This is a genomic window from Salisediminibacterium beveridgei, assembly GCF_001721685.1.
Taxonomy (GTDB): Bacteria; Bacillota; Bacilli; order Bacillales; family Salisediminibacteriaceae; genus Salisediminibacterium; species Salisediminibacterium beveridgei.
In genome coordinates this window covers 2,081,894-2,108,340 of sequence record NZ_CP012502.1, presented here as the reverse complement: position 1 = coordinate 2,108,340, position 26,447 = coordinate 2,081,894, and the positions used below count along the sequence as shown (strand labels likewise).

29 protein-coding genes are annotated in these 26,447 nt (G+C 41.7%); 18 read left to right on the top strand and 11 right to left on the bottom strand.

The window, feature by feature from the left end; translation table 11 throughout:
• Positions 1 to 86 precede the first annotated feature (86 nt).
• Positions 87 to 752, top strand: coding sequence for a potassium channel family protein (locus BBEV_RS09865; protein ID WP_069365322.1), 666 nt, complete (start codon positions 87 to 89; stop codon positions 750 to 752).
• Positions 753 to 820: 68 nt separating this feature from the next.
• Here BBEV_RS09865 and rnjA read toward each other — a convergent pair whose 3' ends face one another.
• The 3 genes from rnjA to def all read right to left on the bottom strand — a co-directional run bounded on the left by rnjA (position 821) and on the right by def (position 3,624).
• On the bottom strand, positions 821 to 2,491 hold the full coding sequence (gene rnjA / locus BBEV_RS09860; RefSeq protein WP_069365321.1) for a ribonuclease J1: 1,671 nt from the start codon (positions 2,489 to 2,491) through the stop codon (positions 821 to 823).
• 2 nt (positions 2,492 to 2,493) lie between these two features.
• Positions 2,494 to 2,706 carry a DNA-dependent RNA polymerase subunit epsilon gene (locus BBEV_RS09855; protein ID WP_069365320.1) on the bottom strand — a complete coding sequence of 71 codons (213 nt, stop codon included), beginning with the start codon at positions 2,704 to 2,706 and terminating at the stop codon, positions 2,494 to 2,496.
• Positions 2,707 to 3,039: 333 nt separating this feature from the next.
• Positions 3,040 to 3,624 carry a peptide deformylase gene (gene def / locus BBEV_RS09850; RefSeq protein WP_069366698.1) on the bottom strand — a complete coding sequence of 195 codons (585 nt, stop codon included), beginning with the start codon at positions 3,622 to 3,624 and terminating at the stop codon, positions 3,040 to 3,042.
• Positions 3,625 to 3,789: 165 nt separating this feature from the next.
• Between def and BBEV_RS09845 the strand changes: the two genes are divergently transcribed.
• From BBEV_RS09845 to BBEV_RS09800, 10 genes are all read left to right on the top strand, one after another.
• Entirely contained in the window at positions 3,790 to 4,434 is a 645-nt protein-coding gene (locus BBEV_RS09845; RefSeq protein WP_069365319.1) for a YkyA family protein, read from the top strand.
• A 197-nt stretch (positions 4,435 to 4,631) separates the two neighbouring features.
• Positions 4,632 to 6,692 (top strand): flagellar assembly protein A, encoded by a 2,061-nt coding sequence (locus BBEV_RS09840; RefSeq protein ID WP_069365318.1) that lies wholly within the window; start codon positions 4,632 to 4,634, stop codon positions 6,690 to 6,692.
• A 377-nt stretch (positions 6,693 to 7,069) separates the two neighbouring features.
• Complete coding sequence (pdhA, locus tag BBEV_RS09835) at positions 7,070 to 8,158, top strand: pyruvate dehydrogenase (acetyl-transferring) E1 component subunit alpha (RefSeq protein ID WP_069365317.1); 1,089 nt, start codon at positions 7,070 to 7,072, stop codon at positions 8,156 to 8,158.
• 3 nt (positions 8,159 to 8,161) lie between these two features.
• Positions 8,162 to 9,139 carry an alpha-ketoacid dehydrogenase subunit beta gene (locus BBEV_RS09830; RefSeq protein WP_069365316.1) on the top strand — a complete coding sequence of 326 codons (978 nt, stop codon included), beginning with the start codon at positions 8,162 to 8,164 and terminating at the stop codon, positions 9,137 to 9,139.
• Positions 9,140 to 9,240: 101 nt separating this feature from the next.
• Positions 9,241 to 10,872 carry a dihydrolipoyllysine-residue acetyltransferase gene (locus BBEV_RS09825; protein ID WP_069365315.1) on the top strand — a complete coding sequence of 544 codons (1,632 nt, stop codon included), beginning with the start codon at positions 9,241 to 9,243 and terminating at the stop codon, positions 10,870 to 10,872.
• A gap of 3 nt (positions 10,873 to 10,875) precedes the next feature.
• Entirely contained in the window at positions 10,876 to 12,285 is a 1,410-nt protein-coding gene (gene lpdA / locus BBEV_RS09820; protein WP_069365314.1) for a dihydrolipoyl dehydrogenase, read from the top strand.
• 155 nt (positions 12,286 to 12,440) lie between these two features.
• Complete coding sequence (locus BBEV_RS09815; protein ID WP_069365313.1) at positions 12,441 to 13,310, top strand: polysaccharide deacetylase family protein; 870 nt, start codon at positions 12,441 to 12,443, stop codon at positions 13,308 to 13,310.
• A gap of 24 nt (positions 13,311 to 13,334) precedes the next feature.
• Positions 13,335 to 14,507: a M23 family metallopeptidase gene (locus BBEV_RS09810; protein ID WP_084007332.1), complete on the top strand. Its 1,173-nt coding sequence runs from the start codon at positions 13,335 to 13,337 to the stop codon at positions 14,505 to 14,507.
• Positions 14,508 to 14,705: 198 nt separating this feature from the next.
• Complete coding sequence (locus BBEV_RS09805) at positions 14,706 to 15,146, top strand: hypothetical protein (protein ID WP_069365312.1); 441 nt, start codon at positions 14,706 to 14,708, stop codon at positions 15,144 to 15,146.
• 76 nt (positions 15,147 to 15,222) lie between these two features.
• Positions 15,223 to 15,519 carry a DUF3055 domain-containing protein gene (locus BBEV_RS09800; RefSeq protein ID WP_069365311.1) on the top strand — a complete coding sequence of 99 codons (297 nt, stop codon included), beginning with the start codon at positions 15,223 to 15,225 and terminating at the stop codon, positions 15,517 to 15,519.
• A gap of 137 nt (positions 15,520 to 15,656) precedes the next feature.
• Here the strand turns inward: BBEV_RS09800 and BBEV_RS09795 are convergent, their stop codons facing one another.
• Positions 15,657 to 17,174, bottom strand: a complete 1,518-nt coding sequence (locus tag BBEV_RS09795; RefSeq protein WP_069365310.1) for an aminotransferase class I/II-fold pyridoxal phosphate-dependent enzyme — start codon at positions 17,172 to 17,174, stop codon at positions 15,657 to 15,659.
• A 122-nt stretch (positions 17,175 to 17,296) separates the two neighbouring features.
• On the opposite strand from BBEV_RS09795, the gene BBEV_RS09790 reads away from it, so the two are divergent.
• Positions 17,297 to 17,578 carry a UPF0223 family protein gene (locus BBEV_RS09790; protein WP_069365309.1) on the top strand — a complete coding sequence of 94 codons (282 nt, stop codon included), beginning with the start codon at positions 17,297 to 17,299 and terminating at the stop codon, positions 17,576 to 17,578.
• A 78-nt stretch (positions 17,579 to 17,656) separates the two neighbouring features.
• On the opposite strand, the gene BBEV_RS09785 is transcribed toward BBEV_RS09790, so the two are convergent.
• Positions 17,657 to 18,283, bottom strand: a complete 627-nt coding sequence (locus BBEV_RS09785) for a YktB family protein (protein ID WP_069365308.1) — start codon at positions 18,281 to 18,283, stop codon at positions 17,657 to 17,659.
• A gap of 314 nt (positions 18,284 to 18,597) precedes the next feature.
• On the opposite strand from BBEV_RS09785, the gene BBEV_RS09780 reads away from it, so the two are divergent.
• Both BBEV_RS09780 and BBEV_RS09775 read left to right on the top strand, forming a co-directional pair.
• A complete protein-coding gene (locus tag BBEV_RS09780) occupies positions 18,598 to 18,786 on the top strand; it encodes a hypothetical protein (protein WP_069365307.1) in 189 nt (62 codons plus the stop codon).
• Between the two features lie 136 nt (positions 18,787 to 18,922).
• Positions 18,923 to 19,711 (top strand): inositol monophosphatase family protein, encoded by a 789-nt coding sequence (locus BBEV_RS09775; protein ID WP_069365306.1) that lies wholly within the window; start codon positions 18,923 to 18,925, stop codon positions 19,709 to 19,711.
• A 377-nt stretch (positions 19,712 to 20,088) separates the two neighbouring features.
• On the opposite strand, the gene BBEV_RS09770 is transcribed toward BBEV_RS09775, so the two are convergent.
• The 3 genes from BBEV_RS09770 to BBEV_RS17390 all read right to left on the bottom strand — a co-directional run bounded on the left by BBEV_RS09770 (position 20,089) and on the right by BBEV_RS17390 (position 21,941).
• Positions 20,089 to 20,952 (bottom strand): IS3 family transposase, encoded by an 864-nt coding sequence (locus BBEV_RS09770; RefSeq protein WP_198154979.1) that lies wholly within the window; start codon positions 20,950 to 20,952, stop codon positions 20,089 to 20,091.
• A 212-nt stretch (positions 20,953 to 21,164) separates the two neighbouring features.
• Positions 21,165 to 21,656, bottom strand: coding sequence for a transposase (locus BBEV_RS09765; protein WP_084007330.1), 492 nt, complete (start codon positions 21,654 to 21,656; stop codon positions 21,165 to 21,167).
• A 111-nt stretch (positions 21,657 to 21,767) separates the two neighbouring features.
• Positions 21,768 to 21,941, bottom strand: a complete 174-nt coding sequence (locus tag BBEV_RS17390; RefSeq protein WP_157100953.1) for a DUF5325 family protein — start codon at positions 21,939 to 21,941, stop codon at positions 21,768 to 21,770.
• A 191-nt stretch (positions 21,942 to 22,132) separates the two neighbouring features.
• Between BBEV_RS17390 and BBEV_RS09760 the strand changes: the two genes are divergently transcribed.
• Entirely contained in the window at positions 22,133 to 22,501 is a 369-nt protein-coding gene (locus BBEV_RS09760; protein WP_084007329.1) for a YlaH-like family protein, read from the top strand.
• A 60-nt stretch (positions 22,502 to 22,561) separates the two neighbouring features.
• On the opposite strand, the gene BBEV_RS09755 is transcribed toward BBEV_RS09760, so the two are convergent.
• Complete coding sequence (locus BBEV_RS09755; protein ID WP_069365305.1) at positions 22,562 to 22,765, bottom strand: YlaI family protein; 204 nt, start codon at positions 22,763 to 22,765, stop codon at positions 22,562 to 22,564.
• A gap of 153 nt (positions 22,766 to 22,918) precedes the next feature.
• Between BBEV_RS09755 and BBEV_RS09750 the strand changes: the two genes are divergently transcribed.
• Positions 22,919 to 23,371 (top strand): pyridoxamine 5'-phosphate oxidase family protein, encoded by a 453-nt coding sequence (locus BBEV_RS09750; RefSeq protein ID WP_069365304.1) that lies wholly within the window; start codon positions 22,919 to 22,921, stop codon positions 23,369 to 23,371.
• Between the two features lie 67 nt (positions 23,372 to 23,438).
• Here the strand turns inward: BBEV_RS09750 and BBEV_RS09745 are convergent, their stop codons facing one another.
• Positions 23,439 to 23,930 carry a hypothetical protein gene (locus BBEV_RS09745; protein ID WP_069365303.1) on the bottom strand — a complete coding sequence of 164 codons (492 nt, stop codon included), beginning with the start codon at positions 23,928 to 23,930 and terminating at the stop codon, positions 23,439 to 23,441.
• A 197-nt stretch (positions 23,931 to 24,127) separates the two neighbouring features.
• Here BBEV_RS09745 and BBEV_RS09740 point away from each other — a divergent pair, with 197 nt between their 5' ends.
• Positions 24,128 to 24,415 carry an Fpa/YlaN family protein gene (locus tag BBEV_RS09740; RefSeq protein WP_069365302.1) on the top strand — a complete coding sequence of 96 codons (288 nt, stop codon included), beginning with the start codon at positions 24,128 to 24,130 and terminating at the stop codon, positions 24,413 to 24,415.
• A gap of 218 nt (positions 24,416 to 24,633) precedes the next feature.
• Positions 24,634 to 25,077: a Dps family protein gene (locus tag BBEV_RS09735; protein ID WP_069365301.1), complete on the top strand. Its 444-nt coding sequence runs from the start codon at positions 24,634 to 24,636 to the stop codon at positions 25,075 to 25,077.
• A gap of 58 nt (positions 25,078 to 25,135) precedes the next feature.
• Here the strand turns inward: BBEV_RS09735 and BBEV_RS09730 are convergent, their stop codons facing one another.
• Positions 25,136 to 26,041 carry a COX15/CtaA family protein gene (locus BBEV_RS09730; protein ID WP_069365300.1) on the bottom strand — a complete coding sequence of 302 codons (906 nt, stop codon included), beginning with the start codon at positions 26,039 to 26,041 and terminating at the stop codon, positions 25,136 to 25,138.
• Positions 26,042 to 26,447 lie beyond the last annotated feature (406 nt).

The window sequence follows — 26,447 nt, the reverse complement described above, 5'->3', positions numbered from 1 at the left end:
AGTATAATTTAAACATTAAGCTACAGCTATAGAAGATTGATTGTGGTAAAATTAAGTATCGATCGATTGTGTTGGAGGAATGAATAATGAAGAAACAATTTGCAGTCATTGGCCTGGGACGATTTGGTTCAAGTATTACAAAAGCTTTGAGCCGGGAAGGATTTGAAGTGCTTGCTATTGATGTCAATGAAGAGAAAGTAAATCAATTTGCTTCGATAGCAACACATGCTGTGGTAGCAGATGCCACCGAAGAAAACACCTTGAAGAGCCTGGGCATTCGTAATTTTGACCATGTTGTCGTCGCTATTGGTGATAATATTCAGTCGAGTATTCTTACAACGTTGATGCTTGTTGAACAGGGCGTGAACCATATCACTGTTAAAGCACAAAATGACTATCATGAAAAAGTATTACTGAAGATCGGAGCGCATAAAGTGGTGCATCCGGAGCGAGATATGGGGATCAGAATTGCACATAATATCGTATCCAAAAATGTTCTTGATTATCTTGAATTATCGGATGAATACAGTATTGTGGAACTTGTTGCCGGTATGAAAGTAGATGGAAGATCTTTGATCGACTTGGATTTGCGTGCGATTTACGAGTGTAACGTAATGGCAATCAAGCGTGGGGAAGAAGTAAACGTTTCTCCGGCTCCAAAAGACATTCTCTACGATGGTGATATCATCATCGTCATCGGGGCAGATGAGGATATTACGCGTATGGAAGAAGAACTATTTCCGGATTCTTAAGAAGTATCATAAGTATTTAAAACCAACAAAAGGCGCTGATTCCAAGAAATCAGCGCCTTTTTCCGTGCTTATTTTTCGACTTCCATGATGATCGGTAAGATCATTGGCTTACGTTTGGTTCGTTCATAGAGGAATGGCCCAAGTGTATCTGAGACTTCGTTTTTAATATCTGCCCACTTAGTGGTATTTTCTTTCATGAGTTTGTGTAAGTGATGGTTTAACTTACGTTGTCCTTCATGGATGAGATCGCCTGATTCCCGCATGTAAACAAATCCTCGAGAAATGATATCCGGACCGGATACAATTTTACGCTTCTTTGTATTCAAGGTAAGTACCACGACTACGAGTCCCTCTTCAGAAAGAATTCTACGGTCGCGAAGAACGATGTTTCCAATGTCGCCAATCCCACTGCCGTCTACGTAAATTGAACCAGACGGGATTCGTCCTGCGAGAGATGCTTCATTTTTATCCATAGCAAGTACGTCACCGATATCCATAACGAATGAATTTTCAATTGGCACACCACAGTCTTTGGCAAGTTCTGTATGCTTCTTGAGCATCCGGTATTCACCGTGTATTGGCATAAAGAACTTAGGTCGCATTAACCTGAGCATGAGTTTTTGTTCTTCTTGCCCACCGTGTCCGGAGGTGTGAATATCATTCAGTGATCCGTGAATGACCTCTGCACCGGCTTTGAAGAGCTGGTTGATGATTTTATTCACGCTTTTTGTATTACCCGGTATCGGAGAACTCGAAAAGATAACGGTATCGCCAGGAATGATTTGAATCTGACGGTGAGTTCCATGAGCAATTCTTGATAGTGCAGCCATAGGTTCTCCCTGACTCCCCGTGCAGAGGATCAATACCTGATCTGCGGGAATCCGGTTAATTTGCCCATGTTCGATGAAGGTACTTTCAGGGGCTTTAATATAACCCAGTTCACGACCGATTCGAATTGCAGACTCCATACTTCGTCCAAATACAGCAACTTTACGGTTGTATTTTACAGCAGCCTCGACAGCTTGCTGGAGCCGGTAGATATTTGAAGCAAAGGTTGCAAAAATGATTCGGCCATCTACTTTTCTGAAAATCGAATCGATGCTTGCGCCGACTTTCCGTTCAGACATCGTAAAACCAGGAACCTCGCTGTTGGTTGAATCAGACAGAAGACAAAGTACGCCTTCCTCACCGATCTTCGCCATTTTTGCAAGGTTGGCGGGTTCCCCGACGGGGGTGAAATCAAATTTGAAATCACCGGTTTGAACGATATTTCCTTCGGGTGTTTTAACAACCACACCGAATGAATCAGGAATACTGTGGGTCGTACGGAAAAAAGAAACGGCAGTTTTCTGGAATTTGATTACACTATCTTCGTCAATCTCATTTAATTCAGCATTGCGAAGGAGACCATGCTCTTCCAGTTTGTTGCGAATGAGAGCCAGCGCAAGTTTCCCGCCATAAATCGGTGCATTGATCTCTCTCAAAAGATAAGGAACACCGCCGATGTGGTCTTCATGACCATGGGTAATAAAGATCGCCCTGACCTTATCCTGATTTTTAATTAAGTAGGTGTAATCAGGTATGACATAATCGATCCCCAGCAGTTCATCTTCGGGAAATTTAATGCCTGAATCAATGATGATAATTTCGTCTTGAAACTGAACAGCGTACATATTTTTCCCAATCTCTCCAAGACCCCCGAGAGAGAAGAGGGCAACCTGATGATTTTTAACTTTCATGATCAGGCCTGCTCCAATTTAAAATCTGGATCATTTGTTTTGTCATAGCTTAATGCTTTGTCGGAAAGCGGGGTCACGAATTCGACATTGTAGCCACGATCAGCTAGGGACTTCCGTACTTCTTCTTCTGTGTTTGCTTCCATGTAGAGGGTTTGAGTTCGCTCTCTTACAGGAACTTCTAAAATCGATTCCTGGTAGAATACTTTAAAAATCATGTTTTTCTCTCCTTTTAGTGGTTATATACTTTTGATTATCGTAAAGATTTCATGGCTGGAAATTTGAACATACTTCAACAACGCTTCATTTGCTCAATTTGAAGCGTTCTGAACACTGCCCTGGAACGGAAATCCAAACTGTCGGGTCGTGATTTTGAAAAACCGGCTTTTCCAAGGAAATTTCAATTAACCGTTCAATGCACCTTTTCACATTTTAAACCTTGTGAGCATTCAATTCAAGATAATTGTTTTATCCATTTTACAGAAAGAGAAAATGAGGGGTTCAGAATCGAAGTGATTTTGAACAAGAAACAATTGAAACCCCCGCTTTTCCTAAAAGGAAAGGGGAGTCTCACTGCTTGCTCTTGTCACTTTAAGCGATGCAGGTACTTCTTTTTTCAAAGGGTCATCTTCATCGATCCGATCATAAAACATGATACCGTTTAAATGATCCAATTCATGTTGGAACACGATGGATAAAAATCCCCTTAAGCGTTTTGTGAATTTTTTGCCTGTTTCGTCGTAGGCTTCGATTTTTACGCGTGCATAGCGTGGCACTGTTCCATCAATGGATCGATCCACAGAAAGGCAACCTTCACCGTCACTGAGGAACGTCGTTTCCTGCGAATGGCTGATAATTTTTGGGTTCACAAACGCTTGCTCAACCAATTCATCCTGGCTATCGGTTGTCCGAACGACAAATATTCTTTTTGAAACATTTATCTGTGGGGCAGCGAGTCCAACACCAGGTCGAAGGCCATACTCTTCAGCTACCTCAGGGTTCTGGCCATTTCTTAAAAACTCGATCATGTCTTTCAGTATTGACTGGTCTTCCTCGCTGAGGGGAAGGGTAACTTCCTCTGCGACTTTCCGCAGTAACGGATGCCCCTCTCTAACGATATCTTCCATTGTCAGCATGCTGATCAGCTCCTTATTCATCACCAAAACTCTCTCTTTCCATCATACCGGGAAGATAAGACCTTCTCAAGTGTGAAGGAACAATATTTTTTCTTGTAAAAGTTGCGAATTTAAGGTAAATTTAATAATGAACGAAAGAGCGTGATGATGCAGGAGGGGAAAAGTTTGAAAAGAATAGTCAGTGTAGTACTGGCAGCGAGTGCTGTTGGAATTTTGACAGGGTGTAATGATGAGAATCATGCCGAGTATATGTATGATCATATGGAGGAATCTGTAGCCATTGAAATGGAGATGGCGGATATTCAGGAACCTCTTCAATCCATGGAGCAAGAAGAATTAGCTATGTATGAGGAAATGCTGGAGATTTCTGAAATTGAAGAAATCGAACCAATCGCTGATCAAGCAATTGCTTCTGCAGAAGAAAGACGAAGCATGATGGATCAGGAAATGGACATTATGGAACGGTCCTATGCAGAATTCAACGAAGCAAGGGACTATATCGATGAGCTTGATGAAGAGGTAGTTCCGTATGCAGAAGATGCGATGTCTGCTATGGATGACCGTTATGATCATTATCAGCAGTTACATGAAGCCTACTTAAGCTCTGTTGAAATGGATATTGAGTTATACAACATGATGAAAGATGAAGATGTTGAAATTGAAACACTAGAAGAGCAACATGATAGCGTCAATGAATCTTATGAAGAGATCAGCAGTTTGAATGATACCTTCAATGAACTGACCAGAGACTACAATGATGAGAAAATGAATTTTTACGAGGCAGCAGGCTTGAATGTTCAATTTGAATAAACTAACTGATATTTCATTTTCCGGACAGCTCATATGAAGGCTGTCCGGAATTTTTTTGAAATTGTGGACCGGGTTTGAGATCTCAGAAATATATTCCTGTAGATACGAATAAATGGTAAACTGATTGTGAAATGAAAACATCTGGATATGTATTGGAGTAAAGTATGTTCTTCAAGAACCAGGCAGGAGGAATGAGTATGACTCAAACCCGTTTTTTTGAAGCAGAATCCGTTGAAAAGGCGATTGAAAAAGCAGAAAAATCCTTTCAACTAACCAGTAATCAATTAGACATTGAGGTTTTGGAATCCGGTGGGAAGAAGCTGTTCGGTTTTAAAAACACTCCTGCAAAAATCAGTGCCACAAAATACGAAGAAGTGCCTGAAGAGACGAATTGGGAAGATGTCGTTTTGGATATGATGGAGAATTATGAATTACCGGATTATAAGCAAGACTTGACAGGTCCTGTCGAAGAACTTCATACAAAAAGTCTGATCGGTAAAGCCTGGGTTAAAGATGGTACACTGTTTTACGAATCGGGATCTTCGGCGAAACCTGTGATTGTTCCGGGAAACGTGGGAAAAGTATTTCGGAATGGTGAACCGGTTACAGAGAAATTCAAGATAAATGATAATGATCTGGTCGCTTTTGAGGCAGAAAATAGTATTCATGAAACATTCTGGTCATTGACTGTGGACCAGGAGTTGCAACAGATTAAATTATTTGTGCGTCCAGGCCAGATCAGTATTCCATATTTGCTCGATTTGCCGCCTGCGCAGGAATTACATTTAGATTATGGATGGAAAACCCAAAAACAAAATCAATTGACAGTCGAAAGTGTTCTGAAACAGTTGGAACATATGAAAGTACACTCCGACACCATTATTGAACACGCGATCAGTCAGGCTAGTCAAACACTAGAAGAAGAGACGTTGGTGGTTGCGGAAGGGAAGCTTCCAGTAGATGGTAAGCATGGCGAACTGGAATTTAATATTGAAATTGAGCGTAAACACTTGCTGTATCGGGAGAAAGCGGATGGAACTCTTGATTTTCGCGAATCCAGTTATATCCCCAGTGTCCAAGATGGAGATGTCCTCGGAAAAGTAGTGCCACCAGAAGAGGGGAAGGATGGCTTCTCTGTTTTTGGCGATCATTTGAAAGCGAGAGAAGGAAAATCGGTGGAGGTGAAAGTTGGTTCCGGGCTCGAATATGATGAATCAACCAAAAGCATCATCAGCCGCTCTTTCGGAAGGCCTGTCGTGAAGCGGGCCGGTCTCTCTGCTCATATTTCAATATTACCTATACATACGCATAACGGTGATCTATTGGTCAAGCACGGAAACATTTCCTTTATTGGTGATGTTGAAGTGACAGGAGATGTTTATGAAGGGATGCGAGTCGCAGCAGAAGGCGGAATCTATATTCACAAAAATGTTATGAGTGCCGTCATCCATGCTGGAAATGATGTCGTTGTGCTGAAAAATGCGATCAATTCAACCATCAGTTCCGGAAAAAACAAAAGAATATATCACGAGGCTCTGCGTAAACTATCCACATTTAATCAGGAGTTCAGGCTCATGATCAGTGCAATGAAGCAATTGTTCGACTCAGGCCAAATCGGGCAAGTATATGATGGATCGAAAGGATTACGCCCGGTATGGCGCGTGCTTGCAGATCGGAAATTTCAGAAATTCCCTGACAGAACTGAAGCGGTGATTGCGTTTATCGATCAAGAAGAAGATTTTTTGGACAAGACGTGGCTGGAATTCAGAGATTTATTAAAAGTGTATATTTCAATCGCCCAGCGACCTGAGAGATTGACGATGGACATTCTTCAGGAGATTTTTCAAAAAGCGCTGATCATCCAGGAAATCAGTGAAAGTCCAGGGGAGTCCAATGCGAATATCTCATTGTCATATACATTGAATTCACAAATATACTCAAGTGGAAGCATCGACATCACCGGCAAGGGAGCTGTACATTCTTCAATTTATGCGGATGAATCAGTGGACGTTCAAGGAAGGCTGATTGGTGGAACGCTCTATGGCGGTGAAAAAGTTGTCATTCAAACTGCAGGAACCCCAACAGGAGTAAAAACGATTGTTGAAACTTCAGAAACAGGAAAGATTTATATTGACGAAGCTTTTGCTGATGTCTATTTACGAATAGGTCAAGCAGGAAAAATGATTACAAAAGATCAGCTTCGTCTTGTCGCACAACTTGATGACAAAGAGGAGATCATGATTTCAGCGAAAATTTGATGCTTTTATGAATGATAGTCGATTTGAACCCTGCATTTTTAAGCGGGGTTTTTATTTGCATTTTTATATAACAGATCATAAATAATGATATAACAGTTTGTTTTTGCTTGTGCGTCATTTAACAATGCAATCGTGGTGAGAAGTTATTTCATCTAGGCTTATTATCGTTGACAATCGAAAATCACTTCGTGTAAAATCAAGTTTGAAATCAAGGTTGTATTATTTTATATCTTTATTATTGTGAAACAGCCTGTCAGGAGAATTATGATTATTTCTATTCAAAAAGGGAATAGCGTACCTGTAAATGGCGAAAAAATACAACCAGGTTGAATAGATAGCCAGTATAAATGATTTGAAAGGATGAGGTGAAAGGTAATATGGAAAAAACAAAGGAACTTCAACAGGTCGAAGATCAGTTTAAAACGTTTCAGATTCTCGATGAGAACGGAAAAATAGTTAACAAAGAGGCAATGCCAGATATCTCTGATGAAGACTTAAAAGAACTGATGACCAGGATGGTTTATACAAGAATCTGGGATCAGCGCGCTATATCATTGAATCGTCAAGGGAGACTAGGTTTCTATGCGCCGGTTGCAGGGCAGGAAGCTTCTATGATCGGCTCCCAATATGCTTTGGAAAAGCAGGACTGGATTTTACCCGGGTATCGTGATATCCCGCAAATTCATTATCACGGCGTTCCATTAAAACAGGCATTTCTATGGTCACGTGGTCATTTTGCAGGTGGGCAGATGCCTGAAGGCGTCAGAGTGATGATGCCACAAATCATTATCGGTGCCCAAATTGTTCAGACAGCTGGAGTGGCAATGGGTCTGAAGAAAAATAATGAAGACGCTGTTGCCATGACATATACAGGCGACGGTGGTGCATCACAGGGGGACTTCTACGAGGGCATGAATTTTGCAGGTGCCTTTAATTCTCCTGCAATCTTCATGGTGCAAAATAACCGTTTCGCAATCTCTGTCCCGGTTGAAAAACAATCCGCCGCGAAAACAATTGCTCAAAAAGCAGTGGCGGCAGGCATACACGGAGTTCAGGTTGATGGGATGGATATCCTGGCAGTACTTGCAGTCACGCAAGAAGCGAGAAAACGTGGCCTGGAAGGCAATGGGCCAACACTGATTGAAGCCCTCACCTATCGATATGGTCCTCATACCATGGCTGGTGATGATCCGACAAGATACCGCACTTCTGAAGAGGACAGCGAGTGGGAGAAGAAAGACCCACTGGTTCGCTTCAGAAAGTTCCTCGAAGAAAAGAATTTATGGACAGAAGAAGAGGAAGAAAAAATTGTGGAACAAGCGAAAGAAGATATTAAAAAAGCAATCAAAGAAGCAGATAATGAACCAAAACAAAAAGTATCCGATCTGATCAAAATTATGGGCGAGGAACTCCCTCATAATCTTCAGGAACAACTTGAACATTACGAAGCAAAGGAGTCGAAGTAAGCCATGGCACAAATGACGATGATCCAAGCCATCACTGATGGCATGCGTAATGAATTAAAAGAAAATGAAAAAGTACTCGTATTTGGTGAAGATGTGGGACAAAACGGCGGAGTATTCCGGGCAACGGAAGGCTTGCAGAAAGAGTTTGGTGAAGATCGTGTGTTCGACACGCCACTCGCAGAGTCAGGAATTGGCGGACTTGCAGCGGGCTTGGGAGTGACTGGATACCGACCGGTGATGGAGATTCAGTTTTTTGGTTTTGTGTTTGAAACATTCGATGCCATCGTCGCTCAAATGGCACGAATGCGTTACCGTTCAGGTGGCGTATACAACTCACCAGTAACGATCCGTTCACCGTTTGGTGGTGGTGTAAAAACACCGGAACTTCACGCAGACAGTCTCGAAGGACTCCTGGCACAGGCTCCTGGAATAAAAGTGGTCATTCCTTCAGGTCCATACGATGCAAAAGGACTCTTGATTTCAGCAATCAGGGACAATGATCCAGTTGTCTTTCTTGAACATATGAAACTGTATCGGTCATTTCGTGAAGAAGTACCGGAAGAAGACTATTCATTGCCTCTTGGTAAGGCCAATGTTAAAAAAGAGGGGAACGATGTAACGATCATTGCATATGGTGCGATGGTGCAAGCATCTATGAAAGCAGCTGAACAATTGGAAAAAGAGGGTGTATCTGCAGAAGTTATTGATCTGCGCACCATCAGTCCTCTCGATGTAGAGACTATTGTTGCGTCTGTCGAAAAGACAAATCGCGCAGTCGTTGTACAGGAAGCTCAAAAGAAGGCTGGGATCGCCGCGAATATTGTTGCTGAAATTAATGACCGTGCCATTTTAAGTTTAGAGGCTCCTGTAAAACGTGTCACTGCTCCTGACACTGTATTTCCATTTGCCTCAGCGGAAGATACCTGGCTTCCAAATCATAAAGATATCATTGAAGCTGCTAATGGCGTAATCAATTTCTAAAGTTTCAAGACAGTGAAGGAACGGAGGGCTCCCTTCGTTCTTTCCTGCATGACAGTGAAGGCAGAAAAGAATGAATAAAAAAGACATTGGAGGCATGAATCATGGCTTATGAGTTCAAACTTCCGGATATCGGGGAAGGTATCCATGAAGGTGAAATCGCCAAATGGCATGTGAGCGTTGGCGATGAAGTGAAAGAAGATGATGTATTGTGTGAAGTGCAAAATGATAAAGCAGTGGTTGAAATTCCATCACCAGTCGATGGAAAGGTAGCAGAAATTCATGTGGAAGAAGGCGTTGTAACAGAAGTTGGCACTGTGATTGTGTCTTTCGAAACAGACGCTGAACAGCCGCCAGAAGCCCATGAATCAGATGATGAAGATGAAGCCCCGGCTTCAGAAAAGAAACCGGATCAATCCGGAAACAAAAAAACGTCCGGCGCCTATGAATTTAAACTGCCGGATATCGGTGAAGGTGTTCATGAAGGTGAAGTATCCAAGTGGCATGTTACAGCTGGCGATGAAGTGAAAGAAGACGACGTCCTCTGTGAAGTTCAAAACGACAAAGCAGTTGTTGAAATCCCGTCACCGGTGGATGGTAAAGTCTATAAGATTCATGTCGAAGAAGGTGTTGTAATCAATGTAGGCGACGTCATCATCACCTTTGAAACAGATGCTGAACAGCCTGAAGGTGCACACGGAAGTGACGAAGACGAACCCTCTGCAGATGCAGGCGAAAGTGAAGCTCAACCTTCTACTTCAAAAGACAAAGAAGCGGCACCCGACGAATCAAGGCGGGTCATTGCCATGCCTTCCGTACGTAAGTACGCCCGTGAGGAAAGTGTGGACATCCAGAAGATCAAAGGTTCTGGTAAAAATGGCCGTATCATCAAGGAAGATGTGGATGCATTCCTCAAAGGTGATCAGGAAGAGCCTGTCAAAGAAACACCTGCTGAAGAAAGCAAGCCGGAAAAAACAAAAGAAACGGCTTCCTCAGAAAAGAAAGCCGTATCAGCTTATGAACCGGCAAATGAAGCACTGGAGACCCGGGAAAAGATGTCCGGGATCCGCCGCGCTATTTCTAAAGCTATGGTGAACTCTAAGCATACTGCACCACATGTGACATTAATGGACGAAGTGGATGTGACTGATCTGGTAACACATCGCAAACAGTTCAAAGCAGCAGCCCAGGAAAAGGGAATCAAACTGACTTATCTGCCATACGTGGTGAAAGCACTGACATCTGCGATTCGGGAATATCCGATCCTGAATGCATCTGTGGACGATTCTACGGATGAGATTGTTTACAAACATTATTTCAACATCGGAATTGCTGCGGATACAGAAAAAGGATTGATGGTTCCGGTTGTGAAAGATACGGAGCGTAAATCGATTTTCAATATCTCAGATGAAGTCAATCAGCTGGCTGTGAAAGCGAGAGACGGTGCATTGTCATCTGCTGAAATGAAAGGTGGTTCCACTACGATTACCAATATCGGTTCTGCCGGCGGGCAATGGTTTAATCCGGTCATCAATCATCCGGAAGTAGCGATTCTTGGGCTTGGAAGAATTTCTGAGAAGCCGATTGTCAAAGATGGTGAAATTGTTGTGGCTCCGGTATTGGCTCTGTCACTCAGCTTTGATCACCGCGTTATTGATGGTGCAACAGCTCAATATGCCATGAATCACATTAAACGACTCTTGAACGATCCGCAATTACTCATGATGGAGGGATAAACCATGGTAGTAGGAGATTTTCCAATTGAAGTGGATACACTGGTCATCGGATCAGGTCCTGGAGGTTATGTGGCAGCCATTCGCGCCGCACAGCTTGGACAGAAAGTGACAATTGTTGAGAAAGAGCAAATGGGTGGTGTGTGCTTGAATGTTGGGTGCATTCCATCCAAGGCCCTCATCGAAGCAGGACATCGTTATCATGATGCCGGTAATTCTGATGATATGGGCATTTCAGTAGAGAAAGTCAACCTGGACTTCTCTAAAGTTCAGCAGTGGAAGCAGTCCGTTGTCGAAAAATTAACTGGCGGTGTGGAAGGACTTCTCAAAGGCAATGAAGTAGATATCGTGAAAGGCGAAGCCTATTTTGTTGATGATACAACCGTCAAGATTATGGATGAAAAATCTTCTCAGACGTACAAGTTTGAAAATTGCATCGTCGCAACTGGATCCTCACCCATTGAATTGCCGAAATTTAAATGGAGTGATAAAGTCATGTCTTCCACAGGAGCTCTTGGTCTGAAAGAAGTACCGGATAAAATGGTGGTAATCGGTGGAGGATACATTGGTATTGAACTCGGTTCGGCCTATGCCAATCTCGGCTCTGAAGTGACAATTCTTGAAGGGATGAAACAGATCCTCCCTGGGTTTGAAAAGCAGATGAGCCAGCTTGTTTCCAAGCGGTTGAAGAACATGGGTGTCGAGATCAAGACGGAAGCTTTTGCACAGGAAATGGAAGAAACTGATTCGGGTGTTAAAATCACCGCCGAAGTCAAAGGAAAAGAAGAAACCTTTGAAGGGAATGTCCTGCTTGTTACGGTCGGACGTCGCCCGAACACGGATGAGCTTGGGCTCGAGCAGGCCGGCGTTGAATTGACAGAAAAAGGACTTGTCAAGATCGACAAACAGTGCCGGACGTCCGTCTCTAACATCTATGCTATTGGAGATATTGTTGAGGGGCCTGCTTTGGCTCACAAAGCATCCTACGAAGCAAAAGTGGCAGCTGATGCAATATCCGGTGAAAAGACGGAGATTGATTATACAGCCATTCCTGAAGTTGTTTTCTCTGGTCCTGAACTGGCACAAGTTGGTCTGACTGAACAGGCAGCAAAAGATGAGGGATATGATGTCATTGCCTCCAAATTCCCTTTCCAAGCGAATGGTCGGGCGCTGTCATTGAATAGCTCTGAAGGATTTATGAAGATGGTCACCCGCAAAGAAGACGGGCTCGTGCTCGGAGTTCAAATAGCAGGACATAATGCATCTGACATGATCTCAGAAGCGTGTGTTGCTATTGAGGCGGGTATGACTGCTGAAGATCTGTCGTTGACCATCCACGCCCATCCATCATTGGGTGAAATCACGATGGAGACTGCGGAATTGGCTCTCGGTATGCCTATTCATGTAACGAAATAAATATCATTCAAGGCGCTTGCATTGACGTGCAGGCGCCCTTTTTCGGTATTTGAAATTTGTGAAATTATGGTGGAATTATCTTCCCCTTAATCAGTTGATCTGTGTTAAAATCTTAATGCACCTAAAAATTATAACCACTAAGAGGAGATCCGAACATGAGAAAACTGAGTATATCAATTACTGCATTGCTAATCATTTCAGCTTGCGGTGCTGAGAATAACGGAAACGGGAGCGAAAACGGAAATATAAATGGTAATGATCAATCCCTTGAAGAAAATATTTCACAGAATCAAAATGGGACAAATAATAATAACGAAGAAAATGATAACGAAGAAGACAATGAAGAAGTCAATGAACAAAACAATGAAGAAAATCATGAAGAGGCTGAATCAGAAGAATTGGAAGTTCTCTATGAATTGCAATCGGATCATACTGTCAGACCGATTGATGATGCGGATGAACAGGTTGTACTCTTTACGATTGATGATGCACCAGATAACCATGGCGTTGAAATGGCAGAAATACTCCAAGAACTTGATGTTCCTGCGATCTTTTTTGTGAATGGGCATTTTATTAACAGTGAGGAAGGTGCTGAAGAGCTTCAGGCAATTTATGATTTGGGTTTTGAGATTGGAAATCACTCTATGACTCATCCCAATTTCAATAATATCTCTGAAGAGCAGCAACATGATGAAATAGTTGACTTGAATGATAAGATCGAAGAAATCATTGGTGAACGTCCGCGTTTTTACCGGGCTCCCTTTGGTGTGAATACAGATTACAGCAAACAAGTGGTTGAAGATGAAGGTATGCAATGGATGAATTGGACATACGGTTATGACTACTTTGAAGAATATATGGAAAAAGATGCGTTGGCTGATATCATGGTGAACACAGAATTGCTTCGAGATGGAGCAAACCTGCTCATGCACGATCGCGATTTCACGAAAGAAGCTCTTGAAGACATTGTAGAGGGGCTGCGTGAAAAAGGCTACGGATTTGTGGATCCAGACACGATTAAATAAAATCAATAAAGGATGACTGAATGAATGAGATACAGCAACTTGATGATTTTGGCAGCTTTCATATTATTTACGGGATGTCAGGCAGAGAATCAGGAAAACAACGAGCTTTCAATTGATCCGGGAAATCAAAATGAGAATCATAAGAACGACACGAATGAGACTGATCAAAATGATACCGATCAAATTGAAAACGATCAGAACAATCATACTGTTGAAGAAGAGGAAAGTGGTGAAAGCATGTCACTTCCTTTACACGACTATAATGGTGAAGAAGACTTTTTAGCACTTTCGGATTTGGCTGAGGCATTGGATGGTGAGCTGAATGTTGATCAGATTCATCGAACTGCAGAATTGCAGGTGGAAAACCGATTTTATTATTTAGTCGAAGAAGTGCCTGTGTTGCAAATCAACGGTATTCATCATCCTAAAGAGCATTTTGAATTTCAATTTTTCGAGGAAGAAGCATATGTATCCGTCGGATTTATTGAATCTGCTTTGGATCATGAGTATGAAATAACTGACGAATCAGTGGATATTCAATGGGACATCGAAATAACCGAATCCTGGGAGGATCCCCGTGAAGTGTTTCACCATGACGACATGTCAGTGAAGGATATAATCGAATACTTGTCATTTTTGCAGTCGCCAATCGAGGATGCTTCTGTCAGTACAGTGGATAGTCATCTTCCTGGAGCCCCGCGTGATTACCGCAATGGTTACCATGAAGGAATTGACTGGTATGATTATACTACTGAAGTGGTAATCAATACGGATACTCCTATTCTCGCTCAGGCAGATGGGACGGTTGTCAGAGCAGACATTGATTTTGAAGATTATGCTTCTCACGATGTGCGGAATGAAGATTTGGCAAAAGCGGCAGAGGTCGGTTTCACACCGGAGTATATTCTTGACCGTTTAAGAGGACAGCAGGTCTGGGTACAGTATGACCATGGTGTTATGATCCGGTTTGCCCATCTTGATTCGATACCTGAAGAAATTGAGGCAGGTATGTCAGTAGACAAAGATACTGTCATCGGCTATGTGGGAAACAGCGGAACAAGTGGTGCATTAGACGGAGACAACAGTGGGCTTCACTTGCATCAGGATTTACTGATTTATGATCGTCTGTTTTATGAACCTTATACACTTGAAGAAACCCGGAAAATCATTCATGAACTCTGGGGAGATGGAATTTAATCAACGCAAATATAGAACGGTATGCGCTCTCGTCGTATACCGTTTTCATGTGCAGGTTATTCATAGATGATCTGATACCATTTCAATGGATTCGATTTTTCCCATCAAAACCTTCAATCGAAAGTATGGAGTATGTTATGATCATTTTAAGTATCGACAAAACGTTCAGTTTGAACTGGATTGACAGGTGATGGAACAATGAATAATAAATCGGATCTGCTTGACGAAATGCGGATGGAAATTGGATTATCCTATGATTATGCAAAAAATCGTGATGATTTTATCATCCGGATCCTGAGTGCGATTCATGATATCTCCAATGGATGTGCAAAGGTTCACTTATACGGATTTGAAAGAAATGGCCTAAAACGCCTGATTCATCATTTTGACTCGCAGAATAATGAAAATATACAGCCTGATACAACGGGGTACCAGCGTCTTGCTGAATATGGGCATTTGGTGGTTACTGAAAGAAATGGCCAGCAGATTTTCATGATCCCTGTCATTGAGGGAGGGCGGATTCATTTTTTGATCGAAATTATTCTTGCAGATGAACATTACGAAGTAACGGACGAAGATTTCATTTTTGCAGAAGAACTGGTTCACTTTATCAAGGCAAAAGGTCGACGTTTTCAATGAGCATATTTTAGTATTGATTAATTATCTGAATTTTTGTATAATAAATTCACTGCTATCAAAAAAGGAGGGATTACTGATGGAACTTTATGACCGTTTATATGACGAAGCAGAACGCGTCAATGTTCAGTTTGTAGGGATGACAACGGAGAATGCCCGTTTCGATTTTGGCATCGTTTTTACCACGCTGTTTTTTGGGAAACCGATGATTACCTGCATGCAAACTGGGAGATCAAGTCTTTTAAATCGCGATGATCTTGATGATCTTGAGTATGTTAAAGATTTGTTTGAAGTGCATGAAGATCGGGATGCCGTTGCTCTTCAGGAATTCTTCCGGTCAGTGTTGCCTCCTAGTATTCTGGAGGCGCAATATTAATATGCAAAAAAAATAATCCCCTGAGTGTGAAATGCTCAGGGGATTTAATCTGGAAAATCACGAATATTCAGCTATTACGCAAGAGAAAACCACGGGGTGTGGTCTTAAAAAGTTGGATGATAAGCAAGTGAATCCAATCAAAAAATGGCGCGTCTTTCTTGAATCACGCGTATTGTTCTCACGGTAGGGTCTTCCGTTCCTTGAACAGGCAAGCCAGCGTCCATATTACGGAAGATATACTCGATGTTATCCATCTCAATAATTTCCCCGGGGATGAAAATCGGAATTCCCGGCGGGTAGATCATAATGAATTCGGCACTGATGCGTCCTGCGGCATTTTCCAGGGAGACAACTTCAGTGTCTGCATAAAACGCTTCCCTCGGAGATAGTGCAAGTGTCGGGATGTTGGGAACCTGGACTGCATAGGGACTTTTGCTACTGTTGTCAATATTTCGGAAATGATCCGCCATTCGTGAAACAGCAGCAATCAGATCATCGACGGTTTTTTGAGTGTCACCGATGGTTAAAATGCACAGGATATTATAAAGATCGGACAATTCCACTTCCAAATTCTCGTTCTCGCGGAGCCATGTTTCGACTTTATAGCCATTCACGTTGAGTTCACTGATACTGATGATGAGTTTTGTCGGGTCATAATCAAATCGAGCCTTGTGATCAATCATCTCATTTCCTGGACAGTGAACTCCCTCAATTTTATTGAGAGCATCGCGTGCATAAGCACTTAATTTTATGACCTTGTCTAACTCGGCAGCACCTTCCATGGCAAGGAAACGTCTTGCCGTGTCAAGAGATGCGAGGAGGATGTAAGATGTGGATGTCGTTGTGAGCATACTGATTATGGTCTGAACCCTTTCAGCTCCCACACGATCGCCCTGGATATTCAATACTGAACTTTGGGTTAAAGAACCTCCGAGCTTGTGTACGCTGGTAGCGGCCATATCGGCACCTGCCTGCATCGCTGAACTAGGCAGATCATCATGGAAATGTATATGCACACCGTGGGCTTCATCGACAAGAACTGGAACATCGTAGCTATGAGCCACTCTCACAATTTCGGTGAGGTTTGCAGAAATACCGAAGTATGTCGGATTAATAACCAGGAGTCCTTTTGCATCTGGATGAACATGCAGAGCCCTTTCTACGGCTTGGACCGTGATCCCGTGAGATATACCGAGATGCTCATCAAGCTCCGGGTGAATAAAAATCGGTCTTGCGCCACTGAATACGATCGCAGACATAATCGATTTATGCACATTTCGTGGAACGATAATCTTGTCTCCGGGATGACAAGCCGTCATGATCATGGTCATGATGGCACCGCTTGTGCCTTGAACAGAGAAGAAAGTATGGTCTGCCCCGAATGCTTCTGCGGCCAGTTTTTGAGCTTCGTCGATGATACCATGCGGATGATGCAGATCATCGAGGGGTTCAATATTAATCTGATCGATGGATAATACATCTTTACCGAGGAATTCCCGGAATTCGGGGTCCATACCTGTTCCTCTTTTATGGCCGGGAATGTGAAACTGCTGTGTTTCCAGTTCAGCGTGCTTGAGAAGGCCAGTGAAAAGGGGGGTATGTTTTTGTCGTTCATGATACGTTTGAGCGAGAGCTTTTTGTTTACTTGGATTCATGTATTTTCTCACCTTTTCAAGTTTTATGGTTTCTGTTACTGTATTCATAATTGGAAGTGAATGATAGTATAACAAAAAACAACGATCAGTGAAATATGCTGAGAGAAACAGAGGGATGCAGAATGAACGAAGAAGTTCAATTGCCGGTTTCAATTGAATGGTCAACAGAAGAAGTGATTGACGTGGTGAATTTTTTCGAAGCGATTGACCGGGCTTACGGGAAAGGAGTAGAGCGTGATTTATTAATCACGCTCTACAGACATTACAAAGCAGTAGTGCCTGCTAAATCTGAAGAGAAGAAACATTTCAAGGATTATGAAGAGCAAACCGGTCAGTCTGCCTATCATACGGTGAAGAAAGCGAAAGAAGGGGAATCCGGGGATACCATTAAAATGAAAAGATGACGAGAGAAATCACAGAAAGAACGAAAAATTAACATGAAAGAGGTGCCAGCATTATGTGAGCACCTCTTTTTGTTTTGATCAATAGTCGTCCCTCATGGCAAGTTGATAAACAGGGATGAGTGTTTTAAACGTTTCCATAGCATGCTCGATGAATGCGTCCCCGTTCTGTAAAATCGGATCATTCGCATCAAATTGACGTCCGATCAGGAATTCACCTTTTTTAACATCCCGAAATCGTTGCAATCCGGCATCGAGATCGGTATCTTTTAATGCTTCTGCATCTTTTTTTGTATGATCAAGGGAAATCATGAAATCTCCAGGGACATGGTCTTTGATGGAGGTTTTGTTTTCAATCAGACGATTCGCGATTTCCCGTTTGTGCGGCAGTTCATAAATGAATGCGAGCCAAATGAAAACATGGTCATCAAACAGACCGATTTGAAAATGCGGGTGCTGTTTGTATCCTCGCTTATTATGACAGTAGCTTGACCATGTATCTGCCGGGGGATTCACTTTCCGGCGTGCGTGTTTTGCTACGTGCAGGTGGATTTCACGACCTGTCATTTCAGATAATGCAGGTGCAATATCTTCAGCGATAGCGTGGAATTTCGGTTGAATTCTTTCCTGGATCATGGCCATTCGTCCTTCAAGATCCTCAATATTAAACGCGTCAAAATCTTCTGTTTCAAATCCTTTAAAACTCATGTCTTTTCCTCCTGTGTACTGGTTTTAAATAATTTCTTTAGATGAAAAATAATAATAAAGATTGATAATGATGCAAATCGGGTACTTGCTTACATATGAGATAATAATCATTTTAACAAAAGATTCGTCTAAGAAAAAGAAAAGAGTTTTTTTTCTCAATTACGTTTAGCTCTTTGAGAATAGGGGAAACATAAAAATAAATATCACAGAATAGTTGCAAAATTCTAATTTTTAATTTATTATTATGGGTAATCTTTTAATTAACTGCTGGCCGGTCAAGAAATACAAAACTACTAAAAAGGGGTGCGGAGAAAATGGAAAAAGTCATTCAGACGCTCAGACGGAAAGACGGAGAGAATCGTATCCCGGTTTTGAAGCTGGAGATCGACTACGAGCTTCAGACACTCTACGATGCGATCGTTGCAGAAGAAACATTTCAGGTAGAAGAGAGCAAATCAAAATTGAGTGAACTTCGAAATGAATGGCTTCGTCTTGAAGCATAAGGATATATATCATCCAGTGAACCTGAGTCATCGGGTTCACTTTTTTTGGTGATTTTTTTCGTTGCATTATCTTATTGAAGTGATGTAGTGTAAAGTATGTAAAGGAATTGCTGTTAGCAGAGAAGGGGTATGAAGTATGACTGAACAGTTGAATTACTTCAAGTGGAAACAACAGGCGGAAGCATGGATGCGCGAAGCGGCTGATTATATCCGCTGGCAAATGCATGAACAGCTTGATATAAAGACGAAAGAACATAAAAATGACCTTGTCACCCATGTAGATGAAGGGGTGGAAAATTTTTTTATAAACAAAATATCTGAAACATACCCTTCACACAGAGTGATGGGTGAAGAAGGCAGTTTTAAGAAGATTGATGACCTCTCCGGGGTCGTCTGGATTCTAGATCCAATAGATGGAACAATGAATTTCGTTCACCAGAAGTCATTCTTTGCGATTTCACTGGGGATTTACGTAGATGGTGAACCTGCCGCAGGACTTGTCTACGACGTAATGGCAGATGAATTATATTCAGCGGTTGCTGGATTCGGTGCATTCTTAAATGGAAAAAGACTGCCTAAGTTAGGCAGAGTTAAACTGGATGAATCGATTCTGAGCATAAATCCAGGTTGGGCCAGTAAAGATGAAACTGTTCGCAATCTGATTGAAACCGTCAGAGGAGCCCGTTCATATGGAGTAGCTTCTCTTGAAATCGCTTATGTAGCTTCAGGAAGACTCGACTCTTATATCAGTCTGAATTTGGCACCTTGGGATGTGGCAGGGGGGATCATCCTGCTTCAGGAAACAGGTGGACTGGCTACGAACCTTAAAGGAGAAACCCTGACACTGTTAAAAAAAGATTCTCTGATTGCCGCAAATCCTTCCATACATGATGGACTGGTCAATCGGGCATTCGGAACAACATAAAGTAGAAAAGCTTTTGCCATCTATTGAACAGCTACCTGTCAAGTGGACAGTGAAAAAACAAAAAAATGGTTTTAGGCCTGAATGAACTTACTAGTTCATTCAGGTCCTTTTTTGGTTAACCCTTATTGATTCTTCGTTGTTATTCAATCGCTAAAGGTGGACGCTTGCACGAAGGGAAAAAGATGCATCAGTGCGACAATCGACGCGAAAGAACACGCGTCGTGTCTTACTGTCCAAGGGGCTTGTCTTCAGCTAATTCTGACTCAGCTTTGCTTCGTCAGAATGGATCTTCAGACTGCGCTAATCCCTCTGGCGTCGCCACCTAACGCTCTTGAATGACTTTACAACAAGCTTTAAAAGAGATTTCAGTCATCCATTTAAGCAGCACCCTGGTATTGTCTCCGGTACAACTTTGGTGCCAGTCCCTTGAAAGTTAACGTCACTCTTCGCCAGTTATAAAAATCAATATAGTTATGGATGCCATTCTCCAATTGTTCAGTTGATGAGAAAGACTTCCGGTAATAATATTCTGCTTTTAACGTGCCGAAAAATCGTTCAATTGGCTGATTATCAATACAATAGCCAGCTCTCGACATACTTAGCGTGAACCCGTATATTTCTTTCAAATCATGATACATATGGGATGTGTATTGAGATCCTCGATCACTGTGAATGATCGATTGCACATTTGGGTTCTGTGCAAAGGCTTCGATTAACGTGCTTTCCACCAAATGATTGTCGTTTCGTTTTGAAAGCTTAAAGGCAACAATTGAATTGTCGTATAAGTCAATCACAGCACTCAAGAACTGCTTTTTGCCACGCTCATCTTTCATTTCAGTGATGTCCGTACACCATTTCTCATTGGGTTCCTGAGCCTTAAATTCTCGATCTAACACATTCTTCGCTAGATGATCCGGGTTAACCCGTGGATAAACCTTACGCTTTTTACGGATTTGTGATTGAATCCGAAGGATTCTCATGATACGTAAAACCTTGTTCTCACTGCATCTGACACCCCAAGCATTCATTTGACTTGTCATCCGACGATAAACATATGTTTGATTGACTTCATCATCATGATAGATCAAGACAATCAGTTGAGCTAAATATTGCGTATCCTGTTCTTGTTTTGGAACCTCACGGTTCAGCCACTTATAGTAGGCGGATCGAGCAACACCCGCGATGGCACACAGTTCTTGAATCGGATAGTCCTTGGTTTCATGCAATTCTTGAATACTCACATACTCCGGCAAGTGACGGACCAGCGAGAATCGTTTAACTTCTGCTCGATCTCTTTCAACTTTTTTAAGTAGTCATTCTCCATTTGAAGGCGACGATTCTTTCGGTTCATTTCTTTTAATTCAGATTCCAACTGTTCGGTTTCGGTCATGTTTTCCTTGTTCGGGCGATTTCGGCCACGTCGATCAAGCAGCCCATCTTTCCCATCTGCTTCTTATTTCTGTACCCAACTGTATACTTGTTGATAGGACACGTTATACTTCTCAGCTGCCGACTGATGGTCCCGATCGTTTCTTAAAGAAAAATCCACAATTTCCAAACGTTCTTCCAATGTCGTTTTTCTACCCTTCATCCTATTTACACGTCCTTTACCAGTGGATTTCTTACCACCAGTATAGGCTTTGATCCAGGAAGATAAAAGGGAATCCTGACTCAAGCCGCAGGCTTGGGCTATTTCTTCTTGCGTTCGGCCATTGAAAACTTCATGAATCATCTCTTCTTTCGTTTCTGTTGTATAAACAGTCTTGCGGTGCTTACGCTTTAATCCTTCTTGACCCATAAATTGATCCTTTGAAACCCATCGTCTTATTAATTTAGTGGAACAGTTATACTCACGTTCTAATGATGTAAATGAGTGTCCTTCATTCACGTGTTTTAAAACAATAGTTAATTTCTCTTCATGAGACCAACGTTTATTTTTGCGCATAGAAAAACTCCCAACAAAGTAGTGTAGAAATTTATTATTTCTACTGTCCACTTTGTTGGGAGCATATCATTCTCTGGCAAAAGCTTTTTGGTGAATCTTTGATAAGCATGTTCAAGTACTGAGGCGCCGTTTTCGTTGAATGCCAAACACAAACGTAAAAACGGTCAAAGCAATAGATGACAAAAAGATCAACCAGCTTCCCTCAGCCATGGAAATACCAATACCAACAAGACCAGTGGTGCCAAGAATAGCAAGTATAAATGTAAAAGCGTCAAAAGATTTCAAGATAAATCCCCCTTACTGAAGATCTTGTGAATACATGTAGTACAGATGATTTTTGTTACTTTGTTAAGTATACCCGAAAAAGGAAGCCTGTTCAATGGAAGCTGATTCTGTTTCAGGGAGTCTGACTGTTACAGTTTATCTTCTTGTGATATAATTTCTCCATCAAGAAAGACAATAGGAGTGATCCATTTATGATACATTTGTCATCCGGTGCTGAACCATCACCTGACTTTACACCAATTGCTCACTGGCTGGGTGCCAGTGATCCAGCAAATTTTGAATTCGTTTTCTGGTCAATGTTTATTATGATAACGGTACTGAGCATTCTTGTATTTAATCTTGGTTTTGCGAGGAAATTGCCTTTATTCAAGAACATAGTTGTCTATGCAGTGATGCTTTTCGGGAATATGTTTATTACGTTTTTTGCTTTGACACTCCCGATCATAGAATCGCTTGGTATCGCTGCAGTCATTCTGGGCGTCTATAAGCTGCAGTTAAATCGGCATAAACGCGAGAGAGGCGAGGGAGATCAATCAGAGAAGGAAAATACCCAATCTTGAATGAAACCGGGGCGGCCGAAAATCGCACGGCGCCCCGGTTTATCAATGCTATTATGCTGATTAAATGTATTCCTCTTCTTCTACGTCGGGGAGATGAGTCTCGAAATTTCCTGTGGCTTTCCGTTCATTTGTGCGCTCTTCAATCCTGGTTGAGCAGGGGTCACACATATACGTATGAATAGGACGATTTCGTAATTTTTTTGCCAGTGGCAAATTCGTATCAATCGATTCGACTTTGTCGCAGATGACACATTTCACTTTCATTGTATTCACCTCATTTTGGTATCCAATTTATTTGAAATGGATTAAGTACAGTTTAACAGATATCAGTGTCTTTACCTAGGTCATAAAAAACAAGTTTGATTGTCCAGTCAGAAAAGGTACACTAAGAGTGACAACTATTGAGGAGGAATGACAATGGCTAATCAAGTAGAAACGAAACTCGGTGAAGAATTATTACCGTTATTGCAGGAAGAGAGGTATATTTCTCTGTCAACTGTCGATCATGAAACAGGTGGACCAAACGTTAACTCGATTTCATGGGTTTACGCAAAAGATGAAAAGCATGTCCGTTTTGCAGTGGACAACCGCTCAAGAATTGTGGAAAATATCAAATCCAATCCCCATGTTGCAGTCTTAATGTTCGGAGCTGGCTCAACATATTCGATCACTGGCAATGCAAAAGTAGTGCAAGAAAAAATGGAAGATGTACCATTGAAACTTGCCTTGGTGGAAATTCATATTTCTGAAGTTCGAGACGTAATGTTTTACGGTTCAAGAATCATAAACGAACCGAAATTCGAAAAAACGTACGATAAAGAAGCTGCTGAAAAACTCGACAAGCAAGTTATGGAAGGCATGCTGAAATAATTCAAAAACGGCACGCACCCTCTTTCAGGTGCGTGCCGTTTTACTCTTACTTGAATAATTGAGACGGTTACGACACAATCAATTCTGTCACATAGCGGATGGGTGCATCTCTATTACTTCCATCGGCAAAATACAGATGAACCGGCCCGTCTTCTTTTAAGGCTTTCCCCTCATGAGAAAAGGCAAGAATCGCAGAAAAAGCTGTATCCATATCCAATTCAACCCTTTCGTTTTGACTGGTGCGTACTGTGACAATTGAAGCATCATCAAGTGGAGATGCATTCTGAAGAAATGGAGCCAGGTGAATGCCGAGTGAGTGCTCGGTTAAATCACGCTTGTCCAAATGAACAATATTCTGGTTGGACTGTGGATTTGTGCCACTGCGTTGACGGTTCCATGCTTTAGCCATTTTTTCAGCATCTGAAATGACCTTAGCTTCTTCAGGTGCAGAAAAAACGGTATCCAAATGCACTCGTCTCTCATCAAAAATCCAAACACCCGGATCCATTGTTACCGGATGGGCAACGTTGCCTGTTATTCTTACGATATGTTCTGTCATGTGAATACCACCTTTCCTGTTCAGTATAAAAGATAAACGCAGCGTTGTCATCGATTGGTATTGGAAGGGTTCGACGGTTGCATTTTTCCCTTATAACCGATATGATAAAGAAAGTAATGGATGAAGTGAATCGTATCAGCAGAGATTCTGCCTGCGTGCAATAGATTCCTTAAGATCGATGAACAGGAGGGATTCACGTGTCACTCGAAACCCTGTCCGGACAAAGCGAAAAGGCATATGCCCTTCTGAAGGAAGATGCCGATAAAATATTGAAGCTGATCGAGGTTCAAATGACCAACTTGACGATGCCTCAGTGTCCTTTGTATGAGGAAGTACTGGATACGCAGATGTTTGGTCTGTCCCGGGAAATTGATTTTGCTGTGCGCTTAAATCTTGTCGATGAAGATGAGGGCAAAGCGCTTCTTGACAGACTTGAACGGCAATTGTCTCAGTTACATGAAGCAACGCTGAATCAAAATTCCTGAACTAGTTTTAATCTAACTGTCATATCAGCTGTTGGCGAACTGTATCAATCTGCGGTTCGCCTTTGTTTTGGAACTGAATATCACATATTTGTGAACAAGATTAAAATGTCACGAATCGAAAGAGAAAATATATTATACTTAAACAGGAAAGAGGTTTAGAAATAGCTTTTTCCGGTAAATGAAGAGAGTGTAGAAAAAATTATTGGGAGTTGATTTAAGTGGCACATGTAAAAACAGAAGAAATTCTAAACAGGCATGTAGCGAACTGGAACGTTCTTTTCGTGAAATTGCACAATTATCACTGGTATGTAGGCGGAACGCACTTCTTTACGCTCCATGCAAAGTTTGAAGAGTTATACAACGAAGCAGCTCTTCACATTGATGAATTGGCTGAACGTCTTTTAGCCCTTCAGGGAAGCCCTGTTGCATCGATGAAAGAATTTCTCGACACTGCAACTGTAAAAGAAGCAGCAGGCGAGAAAGCTTACACAGAAATGTTAAATATGTTGATTAAAGATTTTGAACTCGTTTCTAAAGAATTAAACGATGATGTGGCTACCCTTGAAGGCGATGCCGACGATGAAGCGACTGCAGATATGCTGATTGCGATTCGTCAATCCGTAGAGAAACACACATGGATGCTTCGGCAATATATGAAATAAAACAGTAAAAAGCAAGAACCCCCTTAGTCCGATTGGATTGAGGGGGTTCTTTTATGATTTATTTTATCGTTCTTCCACGATATGCAAGTAGTGTTAAATAGCTGATGGTAGTAAACAGCAGGCTGATCATAAAAGCATGAAACATTGTTGCATAAAGATTGAAAGTTGTGAAGATAACAATTGCACCACTGATGACTTGAGTGGTAATAAACAAAAGTGCAGTGAATGCTGTCCAATAGAAAGCTTTAAAATGCCTTAATTCTTTATGGATCCGGATGAATAATAAAAGGATAATGATAAACAACAGTCCCGCCAAAATGCGGTGGCCAAACTGAATAAGCACACCATCCGTTAATGACGGAATCAGTTGACCATTACAAAGGGGCCAGCCTTCACATGCGCCTGAAGAACCGGTATGGCGAACAAACGCACCTGAATAAACGACAATATAGATATAAACGAGAACGAAATAAATCGACTTTCTTAATCCGCCTGTCATATTGGGAACAACCTCGGACATATCTTTATCAGCTTCAAAAGCAAGGACTGTTAACAATACCACGCTTGCAAATGATACGAGAGAAAAGCCGAAATGAAGTGCCATCACGGCATCCGATTGTCCCCATACAACTGCTGCTGCGCCAAGCAGACCTTGAAATATTATAAATACAACGGCAATCACAGCAAAAAAACGCGATTCTTTAATCTGTTTCAGACGAACCCATGACCAAATCGCAAGCGCGATGACCATGATCCCTAAAACGCCTGAAACCAATCGGTGCGTATATTCGATTAATGTGGGAATGGTAGGATTAGAAGGGATTAATTCTCCATAACAGAGTGGCCATTCTGCACCGCAGGCATCCCCGGATCCGGTCTGAGTCACTAATGCCCCTTGAATCAAAACAATCAGCATGCCAAAGGATGTGAGGATCCCAAATAATTTCAGGAAAATGTATTTCATGATATAAACACCGGCTTTCTCCTATCTAAACATAGTAATTAATTTTGTTTGAAAATTATATCAAAAAATTTTTTAAAGAAATGGAAAGTTGAAACACTCATTATTTTATGTAGAAATTCGTCAAAAGTCAATGTATGCCGTTGATGCCACTCACTTTTGTTCAATGAAACTTCACACTTTCATTTGCCCCCCGGAATAGTATATAATATTTACAACGTGGAAGACTTGGTTTTAAACCGATTTCAACAGGAAAAAGTGTTATAAGAATAATTTGTGAAAGAAATGTGATGAAAATCACTCGATAGTTCGCTATAATGAACGGTATATGTGTCGGAAATGTGAACTACCACATTTTACTACGGCCGCTATAGCATTCGGAGGGAATTTATTATGAAAAAGATAATAA

What these genes read in the sequence shown, in the direction of transcription:
- pdhA (WP_069365317.1), top strand. Translation starts at nt 7,070, where the DNA reads ATGGAAAAAACAAAGGAACTTCAACAGGTCGAAGATCAGTTTAAAACG.
- BBEV_RS09865 (WP_069365322.1), top strand. Translation starts at nt 87, where the DNA reads ATGAAGAAACAATTTGCAGTCATTGGCCTGGGACGATTTGGTTCAAGT.
- BBEV_RS09795 (WP_069365310.1), bottom strand. Translation starts at nt 17,174, where the DNA reads ATGAATCCAAGTAAACAAAAAGCTCTCGCTCAAACGTATCATGAACGA.
- rnjA (WP_069365321.1), bottom strand. Translation starts at nt 2,491, where the DNA reads ATGAAAGTTAAAAATCATCAGGTTGCCCTCTTCTCTCTCGGGGGTCTT.
- BBEV_RS09750 (WP_069365304.1), top strand. Translation starts at nt 22,919, where the DNA reads ATGGCTAATCAAGTAGAAACGAAACTCGGTGAAGAATTATTACCGTTA.
- BBEV_RS09840 (WP_069365318.1), top strand. Translation starts at nt 4,632, where the DNA reads ATGACTCAAACCCGTTTTTTTGAAGCAGAATCCGTTGAAAAGGCGATT.
- BBEV_RS09730 (WP_069365300.1), bottom strand. Translation starts at nt 26,041, where the DNA reads ATGAAATACATTTTCCTGAAATTATTTGGGATCCTCACATCCTTTGGC.
- BBEV_RS09810 (WP_084007332.1), top strand. Translation starts at nt 13,335, where the DNA reads ATGAGATACAGCAACTTGATGATTTTGGCAGCTTTCATATTATTTACG.
- BBEV_RS09765 (WP_084007330.1), bottom strand. Translation starts at nt 21,656, where the DNA reads ATGCGCAAAAATAAACGTTGGTCTCATGAAGAGAAATTAACTATTGTT.
- def (WP_069366698.1), bottom strand. Translation starts at nt 3,624, where the DNA reads ATGCTGACAATGGAAGATATCGTTAGAGAGGGGCATCCGTTACTGCGG.
- BBEV_RS09790 (WP_069365309.1), top strand. Translation starts at nt 17,297, where the DNA reads ATGAACGAAGAAGTTCAATTGCCGGTTTCAATTGAATGGTCAACAGAA.
- BBEV_RS09855 (WP_069365320.1), bottom strand. Translation starts at nt 2,706, where the DNA reads ATGATTTTTAAAGTATTCTACCAGGAATCGATTTTAGAAGTTCCTGTA.
- BBEV_RS09805 (WP_069365312.1), top strand. Translation starts at nt 14,706, where the DNA reads ATGAATAATAAATCGGATCTGCTTGACGAAATGCGGATGGAAATTGGA.
- BBEV_RS09825 (WP_069365315.1), top strand. Translation starts at nt 9,241, where the DNA reads ATGGCTTATGAGTTCAAACTTCCGGATATCGGGGAAGGTATCCATGAA.
- BBEV_RS09775 (WP_069365306.1), top strand. Translation starts at nt 18,923, where the DNA reads ATGACTGAACAGTTGAATTACTTCAAGTGGAAACAACAGGCGGAAGCA.
- lpdA (WP_069365314.1), top strand. Translation starts at nt 10,876, where the DNA reads ATGGTAGTAGGAGATTTTCCAATTGAAGTGGATACACTGGTCATCGGA.
- BBEV_RS09755 (WP_069365305.1), bottom strand. Translation starts at nt 22,765, where the DNA reads ATGAAAGTGAAATGTGTCATCTGCGACAAAGTCGAATCGATTGATACG.
- BBEV_RS09785 (WP_069365308.1), bottom strand. Translation starts at nt 18,283, where the DNA reads ATGAGTTTTAAAGGATTTGAAACAGAAGATTTTGACGCGTTTAATATT.
- BBEV_RS09760 (WP_084007329.1), top strand. Translation starts at nt 22,133, where the DNA reads ATGATACATTTGTCATCCGGTGCTGAACCATCACCTGACTTTACACCA.
- BBEV_RS09800 (WP_069365311.1), top strand. Translation starts at nt 15,223, where the DNA reads ATGGAACTTTATGACCGTTTATATGACGAAGCAGAACGCGTCAATGTT.
- BBEV_RS09745 (WP_069365303.1), bottom strand. Translation starts at nt 23,930, where the DNA reads ATGACAGAACATATCGTAAGAATAACAGGCAACGTTGCCCATCCGGTA.
- BBEV_RS09780 (WP_069365307.1), top strand. Translation starts at nt 18,598, where the DNA reads ATGGAAAAAGTCATTCAGACGCTCAGACGGAAAGACGGAGAGAATCGT.
- BBEV_RS09830 (WP_069365316.1), top strand. Translation starts at nt 8,162, where the DNA reads ATGGCACAAATGACGATGATCCAAGCCATCACTGATGGCATGCGTAAT.
- BBEV_RS09815 (WP_069365313.1), top strand. Translation starts at nt 12,441, where the DNA reads ATGAGAAAACTGAGTATATCAATTACTGCATTGCTAATCATTTCAGCT.